Consider the following 17,482-nt stretch of genomic DNA (forward strand, 5'->3'; position numbering starts at 1 on the left):
TCACTTCACGGTGAGGATGACCTTGCCTACGGTTTCCGGCGAATCCAGCAACTGATGGGCTAATGGCGCCTCGGTGATCGGAAGTTCGGTCGACACGATCGGTTGAACCGATCCATCGGCGATCAACGGCCACAACTTCGCACGGACGTCGGCGACGATGTCCGCTTTACCGCCTGGGCCGGTGAGCGGACGCCCGCGCAGGCCCGTCGACGTGATGTTTCCGCGCTTTCCCATCAGCTTGGCGATGTCGACTTCGCCCTTGCGGCCACCCTGCATTCCGATGATCACGACGTGGCCGTCCATGGCGAGTGCGTCGACGTTGCGCCCGAGGTACGACGCTCCCATGTTGTCCAGAACCACATCGGCGCCGTGGTTGTCGGTGGCTTCGGCGAGTGATGCTACGAAGTCGCTGTCGCGATAGTTGATGAGAATATCCGCGCCCAATTCGCGGCAGCGGTTCAATTTGTCCTCCGAACCCGCGGTAACTGCGACGCGGGCGCCGAGGGCTTTGCCGACCTGGATGGCGTGGGTGCCGATTCCGCCGCCACCGCCATGGACGAGTAGTACCTGTCCGCGTCGTAGGCCGCCGCGCATCACGACGTTCGACCACACCGTGCACGCAACTTCCGGCAGAGACGCTGCGACACGGAGATCGACGCCAGCGGGAACGGGGAGAAGTTGTGTTGCCGGGACCGCAACCTTCTCGGCATAGCCACCGCCGGCCAGCAGTGCGCAGACTTCGTCGCCGACGGACCAACCGGTGACGTCTTCGCCGAGTTCGGTGATCACACCCGAGCATTCGAGGCCGAGAATGTCACTCGCGCCGGGCGGCGGCGGGTAGAAGCCTTGACGTTGGAGCAGGTCGGCGCGGTTGACTGCGGTCGCGGCGACCTCGACGAGTACGTGCCCGCGAGGTAGTTCAGGATCGGGCTGCTGCGCCCATTTCATGACCTCGGGACCGCCGGGCTGATCGATCGTTATGGCGTACATGGATACGACGCTAGCGAATCTCCCCGCTGACGGGTGTTTTGCCGCTACCGTCGCGGACGTGACTTACTTCGGGAACATGCAGAACGAGATTTATCTGACGGGACTGAGCGGCGCGAAGCCGGCTTTGCCGATGACTGCGGCAGGCTTGGAAGATGCCGCGCGCGAGCAACTCTCACCGGAGGCCTTCGGGTACATCGCCGGTAGCGCGTCGACCGAACGAACCGCGGTGTCGAATCTGCGGGCGTTCGACAAGCATGCGATCGTGCCGCGGATGTTGCGGGGGACTGCGGCGCCCGACGCGCGTGATCTGAGCGTCGAGGTGTTGGGGACGCGGTTGGCTGCACCGATCCTGACGGCTCCGGTGGGCGTGCTCGGCTTGGTCCACGACGACGCCGAGGTTGCGGTCGGTTCGGTCACTGCCGAGTTGGGGATCGGATCGATTCTCTCGACGGCGGCATCCTCGACCATCGAAGACGTAGCGGCGGCCTCCGGCGAGAACTGGTGGTACCAGCTGTACTGGCCGGCCGACGACGAACTTGCGGAGTCGTTTGTCCGCCGAGCGGAGACGGCGGGCGCGAAGGCTATCGTCCTGACTGCCGACACTCCCGGTATGGGTTGGCGTCCAAGGGATCTCGAGCTCGGCCACCTTCCGTTCCTGCAGGCGAAGGGTATTGCCAACTATCTGTCGGATCCGGTGTTCCGCGCCAAACTGGCGACGCCGCCCGAGGAGAGCGCAGAAGCGCTGCAGATCGCGGTTCTCACGTGGGTGTCGTTGTTCGGTAACCATGCGGTGCGGATCGCGGATATCGCGAAACTTCGCCAGTGGACGACACTTCCGATCGCAGTGAAGGGAATTGTCCATCCCGACGACGCACGTGAGGCCGTCGCGGCCGGCGCCAACGGCATTGTGGTGAGCAACCATGGTGGGCGTCAGGTCGACGGGTCGATTTCGGCACTCGACGCTCTCGGTCCCGTCGCTGATGCGGTGGGGCATGAGGTGGACATCCTGATGGACTCCGGAATTCGTTGTGGCGCAGACGTAATCAAGGCTCTGGCCTTGGGTGCCGACGCAGTGCTGTACGGGCGGCCGTGGGTGTACGGGTTGGGATTGGCCGGAGCGGACGGAGTGCGTCATGCATTGCGCAGTCTCCTGGCCGACCTGGATCTCACTATGGGACTGGCGGGGCTGGCATCGGTTGCCGAAATCGACCGTTCGATCCTGATGTCCAATTCGTGACTTTAGGGTGAGTCTTACTGTGACGGGCGGACACAGGTCTAAACTTGGAACCTGTGACAGCTGAAGCGACAACCGAGGAGACATCGCAGGCGGCGCACGGTGAGACACCGTGGCTGACGCCATGCGAGATGCGTGCATGGCGCGGCTACATGGACGGTAATCAGCGCCTCATGGAGGTTCTCAACCGCGAACTGCAGGATTCACACGACCTGTCGTTGGCCGATTACCGCATTTTGGTCATGCTCTCGGAGTCAGCTGACGGGTCGTTGCGGATGAGTGACCTGGCAGACGGCGTGCTGTCTTCGCGGAGTCGCCTCACGCACCAGATCAGGCGGATGGAATCTCAGGGCATCGTCGTGCGAGACACCTGCGTCGAAGATGGTCGCGGCGTGCTCGCGCGGATCACGGAAGAGGGTAGGCGTCGCCTCGCCGAGGCAGCGCCTACTCACGTGGCCGGGGTGCGGAACAATCTGGTCGATCTGCTGACTCCCCAGGAACTGGACGTGCTGGCAGACGTCTTCGAGAAGGTCGACAAAGCCATCGGCGAGCGCTGACTTCTGGAGCCGTTTTCGCGGTCCGTGGGAACACCCGATAGGATCGCCCACGGAAGCGTGGCAGAGCGGCCGAATGCACTCGCCTTGAAAGCGAGCGTGGCGTTAAACCCACCGGGGGTTCAAATCCCTCCGCTTCCGCCAAATGTTCGTTGTTCAAACCCAGCCCGCGCGAAAGCGTGGGCTGGGTTTTTTCGTGCCCTACGAAGCGCAGGAGCGTCGAGGAGTCGGATGTGTAGCAATCTTTGCCGCCCTGGGGTCGCCGGGTGAAGCAATGGCTTCGCCACTTCGGTGTTACGTCCGATGTTGCGGCAATCTGCCGGTTCTCGTTGTGCTGTGGTGAACGATCAGCCATTGCGGCGCTCGGCGACGAGAGTTCCAGGTGATCGCATCGTGCGGCTGGTGGTCAATTCGATTCCCTCCTTGGCTAGATGGGCTCGTGGTTTACGCGGCCTCCTTGCGCTTGGTGTCCGAATGAGCTGCGCGCCACCAATTAACTGTTGACCGTTCAATAAGTTTGCGTGGCCATATCGCCAGAGACCACGTTGCATTCAATCTGCTGAAATGCTCCGGATCGTGCCTTGTTTGCACGTTTGCTCGACTGTCACCAATGGGCGGATGGTCCAAGTTTGGTGTCGTTCGCCACATTGGGACCTAAGTCCCATTCCCTGCTCTGAGCCCTGTCGATATGTATCTGTTACCGGAAGTTCACCGCAAGTCTCCGATAGTTGGTCGCGGGAGCCTGTTGATAAAACGGAACGCTTGGTACTGTCCGGTAACTTGCATTTAGTTAGTGTTCAGCTACCGAATTGGTTGCTGGTCCGCGACGTAGGAGTTACTCATGGCAACCGAATTGAAAGCACGAACATCTCGCCGTCGATCGAGGGCCGCGGTAGGGCTCGCGGCGTGTGCGGTTGCCGCGCTGTCGTCGGGTGTGGTCTTCGCAGGGAGCGCATCGGCAACGCCGATGGCGTTGGCGGACAAGTTCGCGAGCACTGTCACCGATGACGGTTGGTCGTTGGATCTTGTCGCCACGAAACTGTCGGCGAACCCGGTGCCGAATCTGGCGACGACGGCGTTCACTCGTGAGGGGTTCGTGTCGGCGAAGGTGACCGGCACGATCGGTGGTGCGGGCGATTCGGCGGTGAAGACCGGTTATGTCGAGCAGGGGTTGCAGATCGGCTGCCAGATCGATGTTTCCTCCGGACTTGGCTTGGGGCTCGGTTTTTCGCTCGGCCCGTCTGTCGGTGTGAGTATTTCGGGTGTCCCGTCGGCGAACGTGGGTGTGAATGCGTCGGTGAATCCGAGTATTCAGTCGACGATTGCGCCGGGCACGATCACGACGATTCCGTTGGGGAAGAAGGATCTCGAGTCGTCGAAGGCGTCGATCACGGCAGAGAACGTGCACGTGAAGGTTGATGCGTGCATGGGGCCGGTGACGATCCGCTCGTACGCACAACTCTCGGTGTCGACGGCGACGTCGGACAACACGTTGTTCGTGTACTCCGATCCGACCTGGCTCTAGACGCCTGACGGGGCACCGTCAGGGCTGCCGTCGAAATCCGATCCGTGCAAGTCGCCGTGTCCGCGCGCACTCATCAGGCGAGGCCCTAGGCATGGGTCTGCCCATCAATCACCATCACAGGAGAAGTTCATGAAGATTCGTACCTTGGCCACAGCCGGAGTGCTCACCGCAGGCATCGCCGTAATCGGTGTTCTCGGCGGGGGCGTGGCATCGGCTGCCACCCCGATCGTGCAGCCGGATCATGGTCGGATTGGGCTTTCGCTCTCGAATGCGGAAACCGCAGCACTGGCGGCGGGCCCGATCCCCGATGCAATCGCGAACATTGTTCTCGGCTCGCAGCGGTGGGTTGGTCGGGCACCGGGTTCGGTCATCACGAACGTCGACGGCAGGGCCAGCGCCCCCGATCGGGTCGTGATCGCCGAAGCTGCTGCGCATCCGGGTGGCTACGTCAACATCTACGTGTCCGACCCGAACAATCCCGTCACCGGGGGCTACATCGTGCAGACCTACCAGCACTGGAACTGAACTAGGGCCGGTAAACCCAGACCCTGACTGCTGCCGCCGAACTCGTTGTTTCACTTCACCTATCCGCCGTTTGGAGTTTCTGTCATGACCATCCGCAACGCTGAACACGCTCGGTCCCGCCCGATGACTGAGCCGCCGGCCACTGCTCGCGGCGCCCGCAGTGCGGATACCGACGACTGGGACCCCGACAGCGAGCTGAGCGAAACCTCGAAGGCCGTGATCGCCACCGTCTTCGGTCTCGCATTGTTGATTGCGGCGTTCGCGGTGATCGGACGGCTCGGGGGCTGGGCGGCTGACTACGGGACGATTCTCGTATATCTGGCGTTCTTTCTGTGGATGTCGATCGCGGGCCGGGTGTTCTGGTGGGGCGCAGACAAGCTCATCGCCGAGGCGCGGAAGAAGTCGAACACGGGCGATCGCCGGTGAAGTCCGTGCTGAAGCTGCGCAGGTCCATCGCGGGAGCACTCGCCGCCGGAGCACTGTTGACCGGGGTGGCGGGGGTGATCGGTGCGGGAATCGCGCTGACCGCTGGACCTGCGACTGCGGGACCGGCGGAGGATTGCGCGGCGGTGCGGGCACGTGATCATCAGATCTACCTGAACCTGATCGCGTCACTGCCACCCGGTGCCCCCGTCCCGCCCGAGTACATCAACCCGTGCCTGAGCGCACCCACCACGACTCCGACGGCGGCCCCGACAACCACCGTCGGACTACCGGGTGCACAGGCTCCGGGCGGTGGCCCGAACGTCGGCGCGAACGCGCCGACGAACTTCCCCGCTTACAACGGCACCCCCATCGTCCCCGTCCCCGGCGCCGCGCTGCCTGGACAGCCGAATACGCCGACACCATCTGGTATCGAGAACCCTGCAGGAGTCCCGGTTCCGACGACCACCAGCGGACCTGCCCCGACCACACCCCAACCCGCTGGATCGACCGCACCCACAGCGGTCCCCGATCGTGGTCCCGGACCTGTTCCCTCTGGAACGCCGAATAGTGCTCCCGGGCAATCGGAATCAAATCCCACGGTCACCCCCTCGGGGCTCGACAAAGGCGACGGCCGTGACCGGTACCTCGAACTCGTGTTGGTCGGTGCCGCCGCATTCACAGCCGGCGGGATCGGAGTACGTGGGCGTCGTTCACCGTTCGGCCCACGCATACCGTTGGGTGGGCGTACGCCGGAATCGATCCTCTCCCAGACAGTCGGTACCCTCGCCTCACCGCTGATGCAGTACGTCAAGGGTGGCCAGTCGAAGATCACAGTCACCGAACCCGGCGGAGGACGTCGTACGTTCTTCCTCATCCACGACGCGACGTCCTCACACGAAGCGGAAATCCCCGTCGACGTCCCGCCCGGCGGGCATATGAGCGTTAATCCGGACGGCTCAGTCACCGTCTTCGACGCGGACGGAAACCCGATCTCGGTCGTCGCAGCTCCGTGGGCGTATGACGCCAACGGCAATCCTGTTCCCACCGACTACGAAGTTCGCGACGGCCGCCTGATTCAGACGGTGTACGCCGACGAAGCGACCGCGTACCCGATTTTGGCTGATCCGCCGGAAAAGAAGGCGAAAGCACCCACCTCTGTCGCTTCGAAACAAGTCCAGAAAAATACGAACACCGCCGCACCCAAGCCGAATTCGATGACCTCGCGCACAAGTCCGCAGAAACCGCAGAACAGTGGAAACACGAACTCGGGCAACACTTCCGGAGCCACGAACAGCGGCACCACCGCTGGTAAGTACGCCGGGATCACCACCCAAGGCTCCGCTCCGGTCACGAAACCTGCATCTCCCAATCAGTCACCGCGCACCACCACCAAACCTGGACCGAAGCCCGCGCCGACCTCTCAGGAACAAGCAACGAACCAACACGCCCAAGCACACGGCGAAGTCCCTCCGGTTGCACCTTCGAAACCCGCGCAACCAAATCAGTCGCCACGCACCACAACCAGTCCGGGCCCCAAACCCACTGTCAGTCCACGTCAACAAGCTGCGAACCAGCTTGCCGAAGCGCACGGGGACGTGCCTGCCGGGTTCACCGGCAATGTGCCGATCCCGCCAGATCCGAACGCGCCCGACGACCGATCGTTCCCGCAAAAAGTATGGGACACCGCGTGGGGTGTCGGGGAAAGTGCCGTCGACACAACAGTCGATAGCGTCGGAACGCTCGGAGATGCGTGGCGAAACTTCCTCGTAGTCCCCGTGCACGATGCCGCCGTCGATCCGTTCGGCTTCAATCGCGGCCAACGAGCACAACCTTCACCCGAGCATTCTCCGGCTGAGATCGCTGCCGCAGCAGCAAATATCGTCTCCCTCATTCCGATCGTAGGCACAGGAGGCAGAGTCGGCGGAGCTGCCGTGCAAGAAGCGGTGGAGGCTGTTCTGCGGCGCGGCGGAACCGCCGCAGACGCCGAAGCCGCAGGTCGCAGGGCAGCCGCCACCGCCGGTGAGGCCGGGAATAGAGCCCCTAGCGATCCGACTATTCCCGTCGGAGACAGACCGGCCTCGACGCCTGTGGGTGGGCGCGGAGATCGCGAAATAAATGTAAAGCCCGGAACCAATCGTCCTGGAATAGTCAACGGTCGTGAATATACGGGGCATGCGTTCGACCGAATGCAAGAGCGCGGCATACTCCCATCCCTGGTTGAACAGGCCATTCGTGAAGGGGTGGCGACCCCGAGCAGAGGAAACACGACCGTGATCTATGATTCGATAAACAACCTATCAGTTATCATCAATGAAACGGGCAGAGTTGTGACCACCTCATTTGGCAATTTATCGGGAAAGTGAAAAACATGACGGATCAATCAATTTACCGCCTGGAAGCTGAGCAGGTTAATCGCGATTATTGTGACGGAAAAATATCCTTGCATGCGCTAGTTGAAATATTCGAGAGGTACGTCAGAGAACGCGAATCGGAGCGTGCATCAGATTCCGAAACCCTGAGGGGGGCCTGGGGTCAAATTGAAATAATGAATGCAATTAACCAGGATGATCCTTCGAATTCGAGCAAAAATGAGTCGGAGGTGCGAGAAGTTATTCAAGAATTCTTGGACTTGCTTCCGTAGTCTCTTTTCTCGGTCCAGGGGCGACTAATCAAGGCAGGCTTTGACTCACTTGCGCGACCAGTGTCATGTCAAGTGACACTGGCCAGCAGTTGCTTATTGTGATGTGGGAGCAGATTAGGATTCGCAGGCTGACGGTTCAGACGTCTTCGCCTTCGAGGGTGGCCATCCATTTGCCCTGATCGCCGATCACGACTACCTCGCCTACCGCATCCCAGAGGAACACAACCACATCCTGATGATTCCAGGTAAAACCGACTACCTGTACAGCAGCGTCCAGCAGAAGAGTCCTGTGCACCGACAACACACCGTTCCTCAAGCGGAATCGGCACCATGACCACCTTTTATGTAATTTGTGCGATCACCACAGGGGCTGTGGCGTTGATCGCATCCACGCCCTACGTGATGTACCGCAGTCATGCGAGAACGATCTACTGGAGTTCGTCGATCCTGACCATCGTTTTCGGTTGGCTCACCGCTCCTCAGCGGTCGATTCTCGGACCTGTCCTTTTGTGCGGTTTCGCTGCTGTGTTCGTGGCGTGGTGGTGGACCCCCTTCCTCACGCGAAGGCATCCCACCGGATTCAACGATGTTTTCGGTGCTTGGCTGACACGGGCGCTCTACCGCGAGCAGAAGGATGCACCTCCGGTAAACAGGTACGACAAACTGCACTACAAAGACACTGACCGCCAAGCACGAGATACCGATTCTGACGGAAATCAGGTCAACACCTGAGCCGGCGCGTAGAGCGCTTTGACGTGATGTCCTCAATACCACCCTCGCGCGTACCCGAACAGCTTGTAGTGAGATGCCATGGGAAACAGTACTTTCCACATGGCGGCGTACACGCGCCCGGTTTGCGCAAGCTGTACAGCAACCAGGATGATCGATGGCTCGAAACTGCTCTTCGCGCAGCCCAATTCAGTAGCTGTCAACGCCATCGCGAGCGGTAGTCCTCTTCCCCTAGTCTCTGCAGCTCATCCCATTTTTTCGAGCATCCGCCGCGAATTGGACGTAAAGCCAGGAACCAATCCTCCGGGAGTGGTCAACGGTCGCGAATACACTGGGCATGCGTTTGATCGAATGCAGCGGCGCGGCAACCTCCCCTCCCTTGTCGAACAGGCAATTCGAAATGGGGTGGCCACCCCTAGCAGCGACGCAACGATCGTATTCTATGATTCGGCAAATAACCTATCAGTCGTCGTTAACGAGGTCGGTACAGTTGTGACGACCTCATTTGGTCGGCTAAGAGGAAAGTGAAGTTGATATGACGGGAAACGGAAAATATCGCACTGAAGGCGAGCAAGTTAGTCGTGATTACAGGGAAGGTAAAATATCCTTACAAACGCTCGTCGATATATTTGAGAGTTATGTGGACGCACGTGAATCCGAAAATGCGCCCGATTTCGAGGAATTGAGGGGTGCGTGGTTTCCGATTGAAATAGTAAATGCGGTGCGGTGGGACGATCCCGCGAAGGCATCCAAAAATGAGACGGCAGTTCGAGAATTTATCCAAGAATTCTTGGAATTGCTTCCGTAGTCCTTTTTGTTCGGTCCGGGGACGATTAATCAAAGACGGTCTTGACCACCTCAGCGATGGTCCCGCGCTGCTGTTTTGCTTGCCATTCACCATGCACACGCTGAACCCTGTGGGACCGGATCCTGCTGGGAACAGCGTCACACCATTTCGCACCATGACGGCAGCACCCGTTTCACCGCGGTGGCGGTCACGATGATCGCTATCTCTTTTCGAGTCCAGCTCATTCGTTCGCCTCAGGGGTCGGTTGTGGATGCGTTATTACGCAGCGGCACAAGGAATTTCTCGCTCGAATCGGTGCCCGTTTACAGTCCTCACAAAAGTCGCCCGGGATAGCGTCGCCTGTTCAACACTCGGCGACGAACGTGGCCACGGGAAACGAAAAATGCTCCGCCCCGCCACAGGAAGAGCGAAGCATCAATTCGACGGCGGAGGGTATTACCAGTTCTGAATGAAGAAGAACTGCTGTGAACCCCTCGCCGGGTTGAGTACGCCGAGAGAAATTTCTCCACCACGGGAGGCTGCTTCGTTGGCGAACTGGTCGAGACGTCCCCAGACGACGTTGGGGCCGCTCTCGAAGCGCGATCCTGGTGCGAGGCGCACGCCGATCTGGGTGGAGTTAGTGATGCTTTCGATCGCAGCGCCGGCATTGAGCTGGCCGAACAATGCCGTCTCACCCTGGTTCAGCTGCACGCCGATGCGCCCGTTGTCGGCGATCGGAGTAACAGCTGATGCTGCGCCCGCGCCACTGAGTGCGATGGCTGCGATACCGGCAGGTATCAATGCGGCCGCGGTAATCATCCTGCGTAGGTGCGTCATTCGGCTTCTCCCTCGTCGGTGGCCCACTCGAGTTGGCGCCTCCACGGGCCACTTTGTCTGATTCTTCCGGTAACAGTCAACGACATGTTGCAAACAATGAGCAATCCATTGGGTTGGTTTGAGATGCAGCTCACTACTGGAAATCCGTTGAAGAATAAACTGTTTCAGTGAAATTGCTGGTCAAGATCGTGAATGCCAGAGAAGCGCCCGGGCCGTCGTTACGTTTCCGTTACTGGTCAGTCTGGCTGCGAGAAGGACACGCACTCGGTCACCCAGAAACGCTGCGGCACAGGAATTGTCAGAGCAAGAACCCGCGCAGAGGGTCCTCCGCAGTTGAGCGCCACTGTCAAGCGGTCTTTCCTTCTTCGAGGGCGCGCTGCTTCGGCAGTGGGCTCTCGACTGTCAGAACCGCACGGTGAATACCACGTGGCGACGCTCTCGGGCCGCGCGCTGGAAAAAGTCCGCCACTTCCTGAAGCCGGCCCCAGGCGTACCCGCGCTCGTCGGAGCCGTACTCCGGGTTGCGGTCGTCGAGCGGCATCGCGTCGTAGCGCACGCCGAACTCGGATTCGGTGATTTCCGCCAGGTACGAGGAGACTTCGGCGACCCGATCGGGTGCCAGGTAGGTGACGAGTTGGTCGTCGGTGTCGGTGTTGAGGTCTTCGTCCCCCAGGATCACGCCGTAGGCCGGCCAGTTCTCGGACACGCGCTCGTACCCCGTGCTGGAGAGGGCGCACAGGATCGGATCCCACGCCTTGTCCGTGTCGCACGAGAACTCGGATCGGCCCGTCTCCTCGATGTCCTCGACCACAGCGCCGAGTTTGTCGTCGTCGCCGCGCGCGTCCAGAAGTTCCGCTGCCACGCTGTCTGACAGCGCGAAATGCACCCCAAGTTCCATGGCGTGATGCTAACGGCCGACCTGCCGCCGTCCCGCCGTCACTACAAGACGAATCGACTTAGGTAACGATCCTGCTCTGCCTCCGACCGAAGTTACCCATGGTGGGCCTGCTGTCATACATACTTCATCGGTGATTCCGACAAAACGGACCGGCCTTTCTGTTGTATCGCTGGTGATCCTCGTCGTCGCGGGGTTGCTGGTCGCAGCCCCTGCCAGCAGCGCCGCGCCGCCGCCTGACTGGAAATACACAATGGTGGCGTTCAGCAATGCCAGCGACCGCGACATGGATGTCTACGAGTCGGCCGACGGCACCGGCTTTCAGCTCGTCCAGCAGTCGGCGTACAGGCCGCCATCTGGGCTCGTGCGTGATCCGAGCATCTTCCGGAACACGGACGGGGTGTACTACCTCACCTACACGACGGGTGGTGGGGCGAACATCGGGTTCGCACGCAGCAGCGACCGCATCAACTGGACGCCGCTGGGGAACTATCCGGTTCCGTTTTGCTGCGCCTTGATGCCTGGCACGGGAGATGGCACCGGTTCTGCGAGCCCCCCGGGCTTCTCGGGTTCGGCCGGATTCAGCGACGGACCGTCGCTGTCACCATTCGTCACCAAGGCCTGGGCGCCTGAATGGTTTGTGGACGGCGATCGCGTCAACGTCATCCTGTCGATGTCGACCGGTGGAGGATTTGTGCCGTATCTGATGACGGCGTTGGAACCGTCGCTCCGGTTGTGGAGCCCGCCTGTTCCGCTCGCCGGGATCGGTGCGGACCACATCGACACCACCGTGGTCAAAGTCGGATCGACCTATCATGCGTTCACCAAGAACGAGACGAAAAAGGTCGTCGAGCATGCGGTCGCTCCTTCGGTGACGGGACCTTATTCGTTTGTCCCGCCAGGGAATTGGGGTTCGCTTGTCGAAGGTCCGGCCGTGGTTCAGTTGCCGAGCGGCGACTGGCGGATCTATCTTGACGCCTATACCGAAGGTAAGTATCTCTACTCCGACAGCACGGACGGGCTGAACACCTGGTCTCCTGTGCAAGAGGTTCCTGGGGTGTCAGGGACTGCACGGCATCTCGGCATCATGAGAGAACCGGCATAACTTTCGACCCCGAGTTGGTAAGGCTCTGATCAAGGACTCCGGTCTTGGTCAGAGCCTTTTCTCGTACTTGCGTACTACTTGTGTGCGTCGCCTGCGCTAATCAGTGATTGACAAGCTAACGATGCGATGCCAGTGGGTCCGACGAGTTCGCGCCGACCACGAAGTGAGTATCTCCGCGTGAGCTGTGCAGAGTTGCGCTCCCAGGCCCCGCTCGGGCGCCGTACTTCACGATTGATTGCCAAGTAATGCCTGTTGGTTTCATATTCAAGTACGCGCACTGGCTTGATGCCCGCACTTTCGGTCTCCAACTGCTCTGAGGCCCGCGAAATGCGGATTCAATTCGATTTGCCGCACTGTTTCTGAGGGATCTTCTCGTCCGTAAACGGTGACCTTGCTCATAGTAGGACCTAGGTCCTTTTCGCTGCTGATAAGCCTGTCGATATATATCTGTTACCGAAAGTTCACCCTAAATCCAAGATGGGGGAGATGGCGCGCTGGCGGGCAAACAGGACGATTGGTACCGTCCGGTAACTAATTCAGTTAGTTGTCGGCTACCGCTCTGGTTGCTGTGTCACGTGGAGGAGCAGTTCATGTCGATCGAATCGCAAAACGGCGTATCCCACCGTCGATCGAGGGCCGCGGTAGGGCTCGCGGCGTGTGCGGTTGCCGCGCTGTCGTCGGGTGTGGTCTTCGCAGGGAGCGCATCGGCAACGCCGACGGCGTTGGCGGACAAATTCGCGAGCACGGTCACCGATGACGGCTGGTCGTTGGATCTTGCCGCCACGAAACTGTCGGCGAATCCGGTGCCGAATCTGGCGACGACGGCGTTCACTCGTGAGGGGTTCGTGTCGGCGAAGGTGACCGGCACGATCGGTGGTGCGGGCGATTCGGCGGTGAAGACCGGTTATGTCGAGCAGGGATTGCAGATCGGCTGCCAGATCGATGTTTCCTCCGGACTTGGCTTGGGGCTTGGCTTTTCGCTCGGCCCGTCTGTCGGTGTGAGTATTTCGGGTGTCCCGTCGGCGAACGTGGGTGTGAATGCGTCGGTGAATCCGAGTATTCAGTCGACGATTGCGCCGGGCACGATCACGACGATTCCGTTGGGGGAGAAGGATCTCGAGTCGTCGAAGGCGTCGATCACGGCAGAGAACGTGCACGTGAAGGTTGATGCGTGCATGGGGCCGGTGACGATCCGCTCGTACGCACAACTCTCGGTGTCGACGGCGACGTCCGACAACACGTTGTTCGTGTACTCCGATCCCACCTGGCTCTAACCCACGCAGCCGTCGTCAGCGCTGCTGGCGACTATTCCCGATCCGCCCCGTCCAGGGGTGGTTACTCATCACGCCCACAAAGGAGAAATCATGAAGATTCGTACCTTGGCCACTGCCGGAACTCTCACCGCAGGTATCGCCCTGATCGGTGTTCTCGGCGCCGGCGTGGCATCTGCCGCAACTCCGATCGTCGAACCGGAACATGGCCGGATCGGTCTGTCGCTCTCGAATGCGGAAACCGCGGCATTGGCGGCGAGCCCGATTCCTGATGCGATTGCGAACATCGTTCCAGGTTCGCTGAGGGGGGTCTGGTTGGCGCCTGGTTCCGCGATAACTGTTACCGATGGCAAGGTCGACGCCCTCGAAGGAGCTGTGCTCGGTGAAGCAGCCGCGCGTGGTGGGCATGCCAATGTCTTTGTCTCCGACCCGAATCACCCCGCCAGTGAGGGGCACATAGTGCTGACGGAGCAGTACTGGAACTGATACCAGGCCGAACGTCGGCGACCCGTTGTCCCCGCTCTCCCTTCCTATTTGGAGTTCCAGCCATGACCGTCAACAACGCCGAACGCCGCAGTGTCCAAACGGAACCCGCTGCCGTCGATAGGAAAGACGTTGCAGACGTTGATGACTGGGATCCGGACAGTGAACTCGGTCCACTCTCCAAGGCTGTGATCGCTACGGCAGTTGGACTGGGGTTGCTGATCGCGGCATTCGCGGTGATCGGGAAGCTCGCCGGCTGGGCGAACGACTACGGGACGATCCTGGTTTACCTGGCGTTCTTCTTGTGGATGTCGATCTCCGGACGGTTGTTCTGGTGGGGCGCAGACAAACTCATCGCGCTACTCCGAACGAAGAAGAGTGACAATCGTGGTGCGCGCCGGTGAAGTCCGGTAGACGACTTCGCCGGACTCTCGCGGGAGTGCTTGCCGCCGGGGCGCTGTTGACCGGAGCGGCCGGAGCGATCGGTGCGGGAATTGCACTCTCCGCCGCTCCGGCGAACGCGACGCCGGAAGAAGACTGCGCGGCGGTGCGGGCACGTGATCATCAGATCTACCTGAATCTCATTGCGTCGCTGCCACCTGGCGCGCCCATCCCGCCAGAGATCATCAACCCGTGCCTGAGCGCGCCGTCCACGACGTCGACAGCTGCGCCGACGACCACTGTCGGGCTCCCCGGTGTGCAGGCTCCAGGCGGTGGCCCGAATGTCGGGGCCAATGCTCCGACGAACTTTCCCACCTACAACGGCACCCCCATCGTCCCTGTGCCGACGATCGAGGTTCCGCCCGTTACTTCCGAGTCCCCGGCCTCGGAAACTGGTGTCGGTGCATTCCCCAATGCATCGGCATCAGCGGTTCCCTCACCCACACCCACCCCGGGTGAGGGAACCACCACCGATCGTGGTCCCGGACCGATCCCCGCGGATTCGGATTCGAATATCGCACCGGCCCAAACGGTTCCGGACCCGGCAGCAGATGTTTCCACCGCCGGGGAGGACTCGGGCCGTGACCGGTATCTCGAACTCGCCCTGATCGGCGCTGCGGCGTTCACCGCTGCGGGTATCGGAGTGCGCGGGCGGCCGGGACCTTTCAGCCCCCGCACGCCCGAATCAGTACTCTCCCAGGCGGTCGGGACTGTCGTGTCGCCGTTGACTGCGTACGCACCTGGCGGGCAGTCCTCGTTGCGGGTGTTCGATCCGATCACCGGCGGAAGCCGGTTCTTCTTCCTGATCCACGACGAAACGTCGTCGCACGAATCCGTGATTCCGGTGACGGTGCCGCCCGGCGGTCACATGAGTGTCAACCCCGATGGCACGGTCACCGTCTTCGACGCCGACGGGAATCCGGTCTCGACAATCGATGCCCCGTGGGCGTACGACGCCAACGGCACTCCTGTTCCGACGCACTACGAGATCCGGGACGGGCAACTCGTCCAGGTCGTCGACACCGCGGGCATAGAGAACCTGCTGTACCCGATCCTCGCCGACCCGGAGCTGACACCGGAAGAACGTGCTGCGCTCGAAGCGCAGGCGAACTTCATCGGCCCGATGACCCCGGAGGGCGAACAAGCACGCAGGGACGCACAAAACGTCCTCGCCGCCACCCCCCCGGAGCCGGCAGATTCAGGCCTCGAGCAGCTCATGCTCGGTGACCCTAACTCCGAGGTCTCCGAACCACCGATCACCGAAACAGGAACCGGAAACCCTGTCGGCGACGCAATACTCGCCAATCAAACCCAGGAGCCGATCACTTCGAACATCGGCGGGCAGGACTACACCACCGAACCTGTCGTCACTGACACCTCCTTCACNACTTCGAACATCGGCGGGCAGGACTACACCACAGAACCTGCGGACCCGGCAGATTCAGACCTCGGCCATCTCATGTCCGGTGACCCTAACTCCGAGGTCTCCGAACCACCGATCACCGAAACAGGAACCGGAAACCCTGTCGGCGACGCAATACTCGCCAATCAAACCCAGGAGCCGATCACTTCGAACATCGGCGGGCAGGACTACACCACCGAACCTGTCGTCACTGACACCTCCTTCACGGACGAAAACGGAACCAGCTGGTCTGGCACAGCCTCGAAAGTGCCGAACGTGTGGAGTTGGACGTACACCGACGCCCAGGGAGAAGAGCACGACCTGCAGGTCACCTACGACGAGCAGGGTCGCCCGCATCGGGTTTTCGACAACTACACCTCCACTCTGTACCTGTACGACTGGAGCACCGGCGAACCCGTTCTGATCGGCGACCCGCATTATCTGGACCCGGGCGTTGCTTTCGATCAGCCTTACACCGGCGAGATCATGAGCTTCGTTCTCCCACCATTGCGTGGGGGGCGTCTGATTGCTGGCGCAGTCCGGGCCGAAGACCTGATCGTCTCGAACCGGACAACACCGACCCGGCCCCCGACCAGCGCACCGTCTGTTCCGGCGCAGAGTGTTCCCCGGCCGGGTGGAGTGCCACCGCGCGGCATACCCGTCATCGACGGCACCGTTCCACCTGCCGAGCATGACCAGCCCTCTGTTCCGTCTGTAAATGAACCTGCACGCCCGGATCCCACGATTCCGGAACCCTCGCAACCCACTTCGCCCGGCGATCCCGATCGTGGCGAGTGGGAATCACCCTCGCCCGGTGAGGTTGCTGATCCGGGGTCGAACCCAGAACCGAAGGCTCCCTCGCCAGGTCACGTCGAGGAACCGAGTGTGCCGACTTTGCCCGATGTCGGTCATGTGCCGGTGAATCCGGATGCTCCCGGCGCTCCGCAGCAACCCGGACCACCGGAATTCGACCCCTTCGCCACCGATCCGAGCACGATCGAGCAGCCAGGTGTTATTCCAGGTCCGACAGACCGGCCGACTGTCGCTACCCCGCCGGAACAGCCCGATTCTGGCGAACCAGGCGTATCGCTTCCGATTACAAACACGCAGACGGATCCTGGCGGAATCGAAACCGGTGAACCCGCAGACGTTCCTGCAGGTCGTATTCCGATACTCGGAGATCCTGAGGGCGGTCACGGTATTTGGGACAACGCCTATCCATCAGAGATCGCGTCGATGTTCGACCAGAACGGCAATTTGACACCCAACGCAGCTTTTCAGCAGTTGGTTACCGGAGTTGACCCAGCGTTCACTTACTACCTTCCGGCGCCTTTCAGACCAACCGGGCGCATCAGTATCGACAACTGGATCCGAGAACTCAATATTCTTCAAGAGGTCAAAGGTAATTACGACATGCTGTTCAGACCGCATGTACCAGACTTCATGCGCGACAATATTGTCGATGGCATGCTTGAGCAAGCTGAGCGACAGGTCCGAGCCATAGCTCTTGCGGGCAGCGATGCACACCTCCAATGGGTGTTTCTGCAAGAACAAGCTGCGCAGATAATGGAGGATGCGTTCGACGAGGTAATCGGGCTGGAGAACATCAACATCATCGTATTTGGAGGGGAGTGAAGA

General features: G+C 60.9%; 17 protein-coding genes and 1 tRNA gene. 14 read left to right on the top strand and 4 right to left on the bottom strand.

Annotated features, from left to right (window positions below):
- A complete protein-coding gene (locus tag ATN38_RS22770) occupies positions 1 to 990 on the bottom strand; it encodes an NAD(P)H-quinone oxidoreductase (protein WP_007731765.1) in 990 nt (329 codons plus the stop codon).
- On the opposite strand from ATN38_RS22770, the gene ATN38_RS22775 reads away from it, so the two are divergent.
- The 7 genes from ATN38_RS22775 (at position 989) to ATN38_RS32940 (ending at position 7,617) form a co-directional block, all read left to right on the top strand.
- Positions 989 to 2,227: a lactate 2-monooxygenase gene (locus ATN38_RS22775; protein WP_044480920.1), complete on the top strand. Its 1,239-nt coding sequence runs from the start codon at positions 989 to 991 to the stop codon at positions 2,225 to 2,227. The two genes, ATN38_RS22770 and ATN38_RS22775, sit on opposite strands and share 2 nt — an antisense overlap.
- A gap of 128 nt (positions 2,228 to 2,355) precedes the next feature.
- Complete coding sequence (locus tag ATN38_RS22780) at positions 2,356 to 2,781, top strand: MarR family winged helix-turn-helix transcriptional regulator (RefSeq protein WP_020968140.1); 426 nt, start codon at positions 2,356 to 2,358, stop codon at positions 2,779 to 2,781.
- A 51-nt stretch (positions 2,782 to 2,832) separates the two neighbouring features.
- Positions 2,833 to 2,922 (top strand) — tRNA-Ser (locus ATN38_RS22785).
- Positions 2,923 to 3,619: 697 nt separating this feature from the next.
- A complete protein-coding gene (locus tag ATN38_RS22790) occupies positions 3,620 to 4,303 on the top strand; it encodes an MspA family porin (protein ID WP_020968141.1) in 684 nt (227 codons plus the stop codon).
- Positions 4,304 to 4,432: 129 nt separating this feature from the next.
- On the top strand, positions 4,433 to 4,828 hold the full coding sequence (locus tag ATN38_RS22795) for a hypothetical protein (RefSeq protein ID WP_020905809.1): 396 nt from the start codon (positions 4,433 to 4,435) through the stop codon (positions 4,826 to 4,828).
- Positions 4,829 to 4,912: 84 nt separating this feature from the next.
- On the top strand, positions 4,913 to 5,254 hold the full coding sequence (locus tag ATN38_RS22800; RefSeq protein WP_205907271.1) for a hypothetical protein: 342 nt from the start codon (positions 4,913 to 4,915) through the stop codon (positions 5,252 to 5,254).
- On the top strand, positions 5,251 to 7,617 hold the full coding sequence (locus ATN38_RS32940) for a hypothetical protein (protein WP_308256468.1): 2,367 nt from the start codon (positions 5,251 to 5,253) through the stop codon (positions 7,615 to 7,617). Before ATN38_RS22800 ends, ATN38_RS32940 begins: the two co-directional genes overlap by 4 nt.
- A 414-nt stretch (positions 7,618 to 8,031) precedes the next feature.
- Here the strand turns inward: ATN38_RS32940 and ATN38_RS22810 are convergent, their stop codons facing one another.
- Positions 8,032 to 8,190 (bottom strand): hypothetical protein, encoded by a 159-nt coding sequence (locus ATN38_RS22810; protein ID WP_155250639.1) that lies wholly within the window; start codon positions 8,188 to 8,190, stop codon positions 8,032 to 8,034.
- 35 nt (positions 8,191 to 8,225) lie between these two features.
- On the opposite strand from ATN38_RS22810, the gene ATN38_RS22815 reads away from it, so the two are divergent.
- Positions 8,226 to 8,627: a hypothetical protein gene (locus tag ATN38_RS22815; protein WP_218748720.1), complete on the top strand. Its 402-nt coding sequence runs from the start codon at positions 8,226 to 8,228 to the stop codon at positions 8,625 to 8,627.
- A 532-nt stretch (positions 8,628 to 9,159) separates the two neighbouring features.
- Positions 9,160 to 9,432 carry a hypothetical protein gene (locus ATN38_RS22820; RefSeq protein WP_218748722.1) on the top strand — a complete coding sequence of 91 codons (273 nt, stop codon included), beginning with the start codon at positions 9,160 to 9,162 and terminating at the stop codon, positions 9,430 to 9,432.
- 435 nt (positions 9,433 to 9,867) lie between these two features.
- Here ATN38_RS22820 and ATN38_RS22825 read toward each other — a convergent pair whose 3' ends face one another.
- Both ATN38_RS22825 and ATN38_RS22830 read right to left on the bottom strand, forming a co-directional pair.
- On the bottom strand, positions 9,868 to 10,248 hold the full coding sequence (locus ATN38_RS22825; protein WP_020968146.1) for a hypothetical protein: 381 nt from the start codon (positions 10,246 to 10,248) through the stop codon (positions 9,868 to 9,870).
- Positions 10,249 to 10,650: 402 nt separating this feature from the next.
- The gene (locus ATN38_RS22830) at positions 10,651 to 11,145 is read right to left on the bottom strand and encodes a DUF1877 family protein (protein ID WP_218748724.1); all 495 of its coding nucleotides are present in this window, start codon (positions 11,143 to 11,145) and stop codon (positions 10,651 to 10,653) included.
- A gap of 250 nt (positions 11,146 to 11,395) precedes the next feature.
- Here ATN38_RS22830 and ATN38_RS22835 point away from each other — a divergent pair, with 250 nt between their 5' ends.
- The 5 genes from ATN38_RS22835 (at position 11,396) to ATN38_RS22855 (ending at position 17,479) form a co-directional block, all read left to right on the top strand.
- Positions 11,396 to 12,247 (top strand): glycoside hydrolase family 43 protein, encoded by an 852-nt coding sequence (locus tag ATN38_RS22835; RefSeq protein WP_007731746.1) that lies wholly within the window; start codon positions 11,396 to 11,398, stop codon positions 12,245 to 12,247.
- Positions 12,248 to 12,837: 590 nt separating this feature from the next.
- On the top strand, positions 12,838 to 13,521 hold the full coding sequence (locus ATN38_RS22840; RefSeq protein WP_218748727.1) for an MspA family porin: 684 nt from the start codon (positions 12,838 to 12,840) through the stop codon (positions 13,519 to 13,521).
- 90 nt (positions 13,522 to 13,611) lie between these two features.
- Entirely contained in the window at positions 13,612 to 14,004 is a 393-nt protein-coding gene (locus ATN38_RS22845; RefSeq protein WP_020968150.1) for a hypothetical protein, read from the top strand.
- A gap of 62 nt (positions 14,005 to 14,066) precedes the next feature.
- A complete protein-coding gene (locus tag ATN38_RS22850; protein WP_058227052.1) occupies positions 14,067 to 14,405 on the top strand; it encodes a hypothetical protein in 339 nt (112 codons plus the stop codon).
- Entirely contained in the window at positions 14,402 to 17,479 is a 3,078-nt protein-coding gene (locus tag ATN38_RS22855; protein WP_218748728.1) for a Tox-REase-5 domain-containing protein, read from the top strand. The genes ATN38_RS22850 and ATN38_RS22855 overlap by 4 nt, the downstream gene beginning before the upstream one ends.
- Positions 17,480 to 17,482 lie beyond the last annotated feature (3 nt).

This window comes from Rhodococcus sp. FH8 (assembly GCF_019266085.1).
Lineage (GTDB): Bacteria > Actinomycetota > Actinomycetes > Mycobacteriales > Mycobacteriaceae > Rhodococcus_F > Rhodococcus_F qingshengii.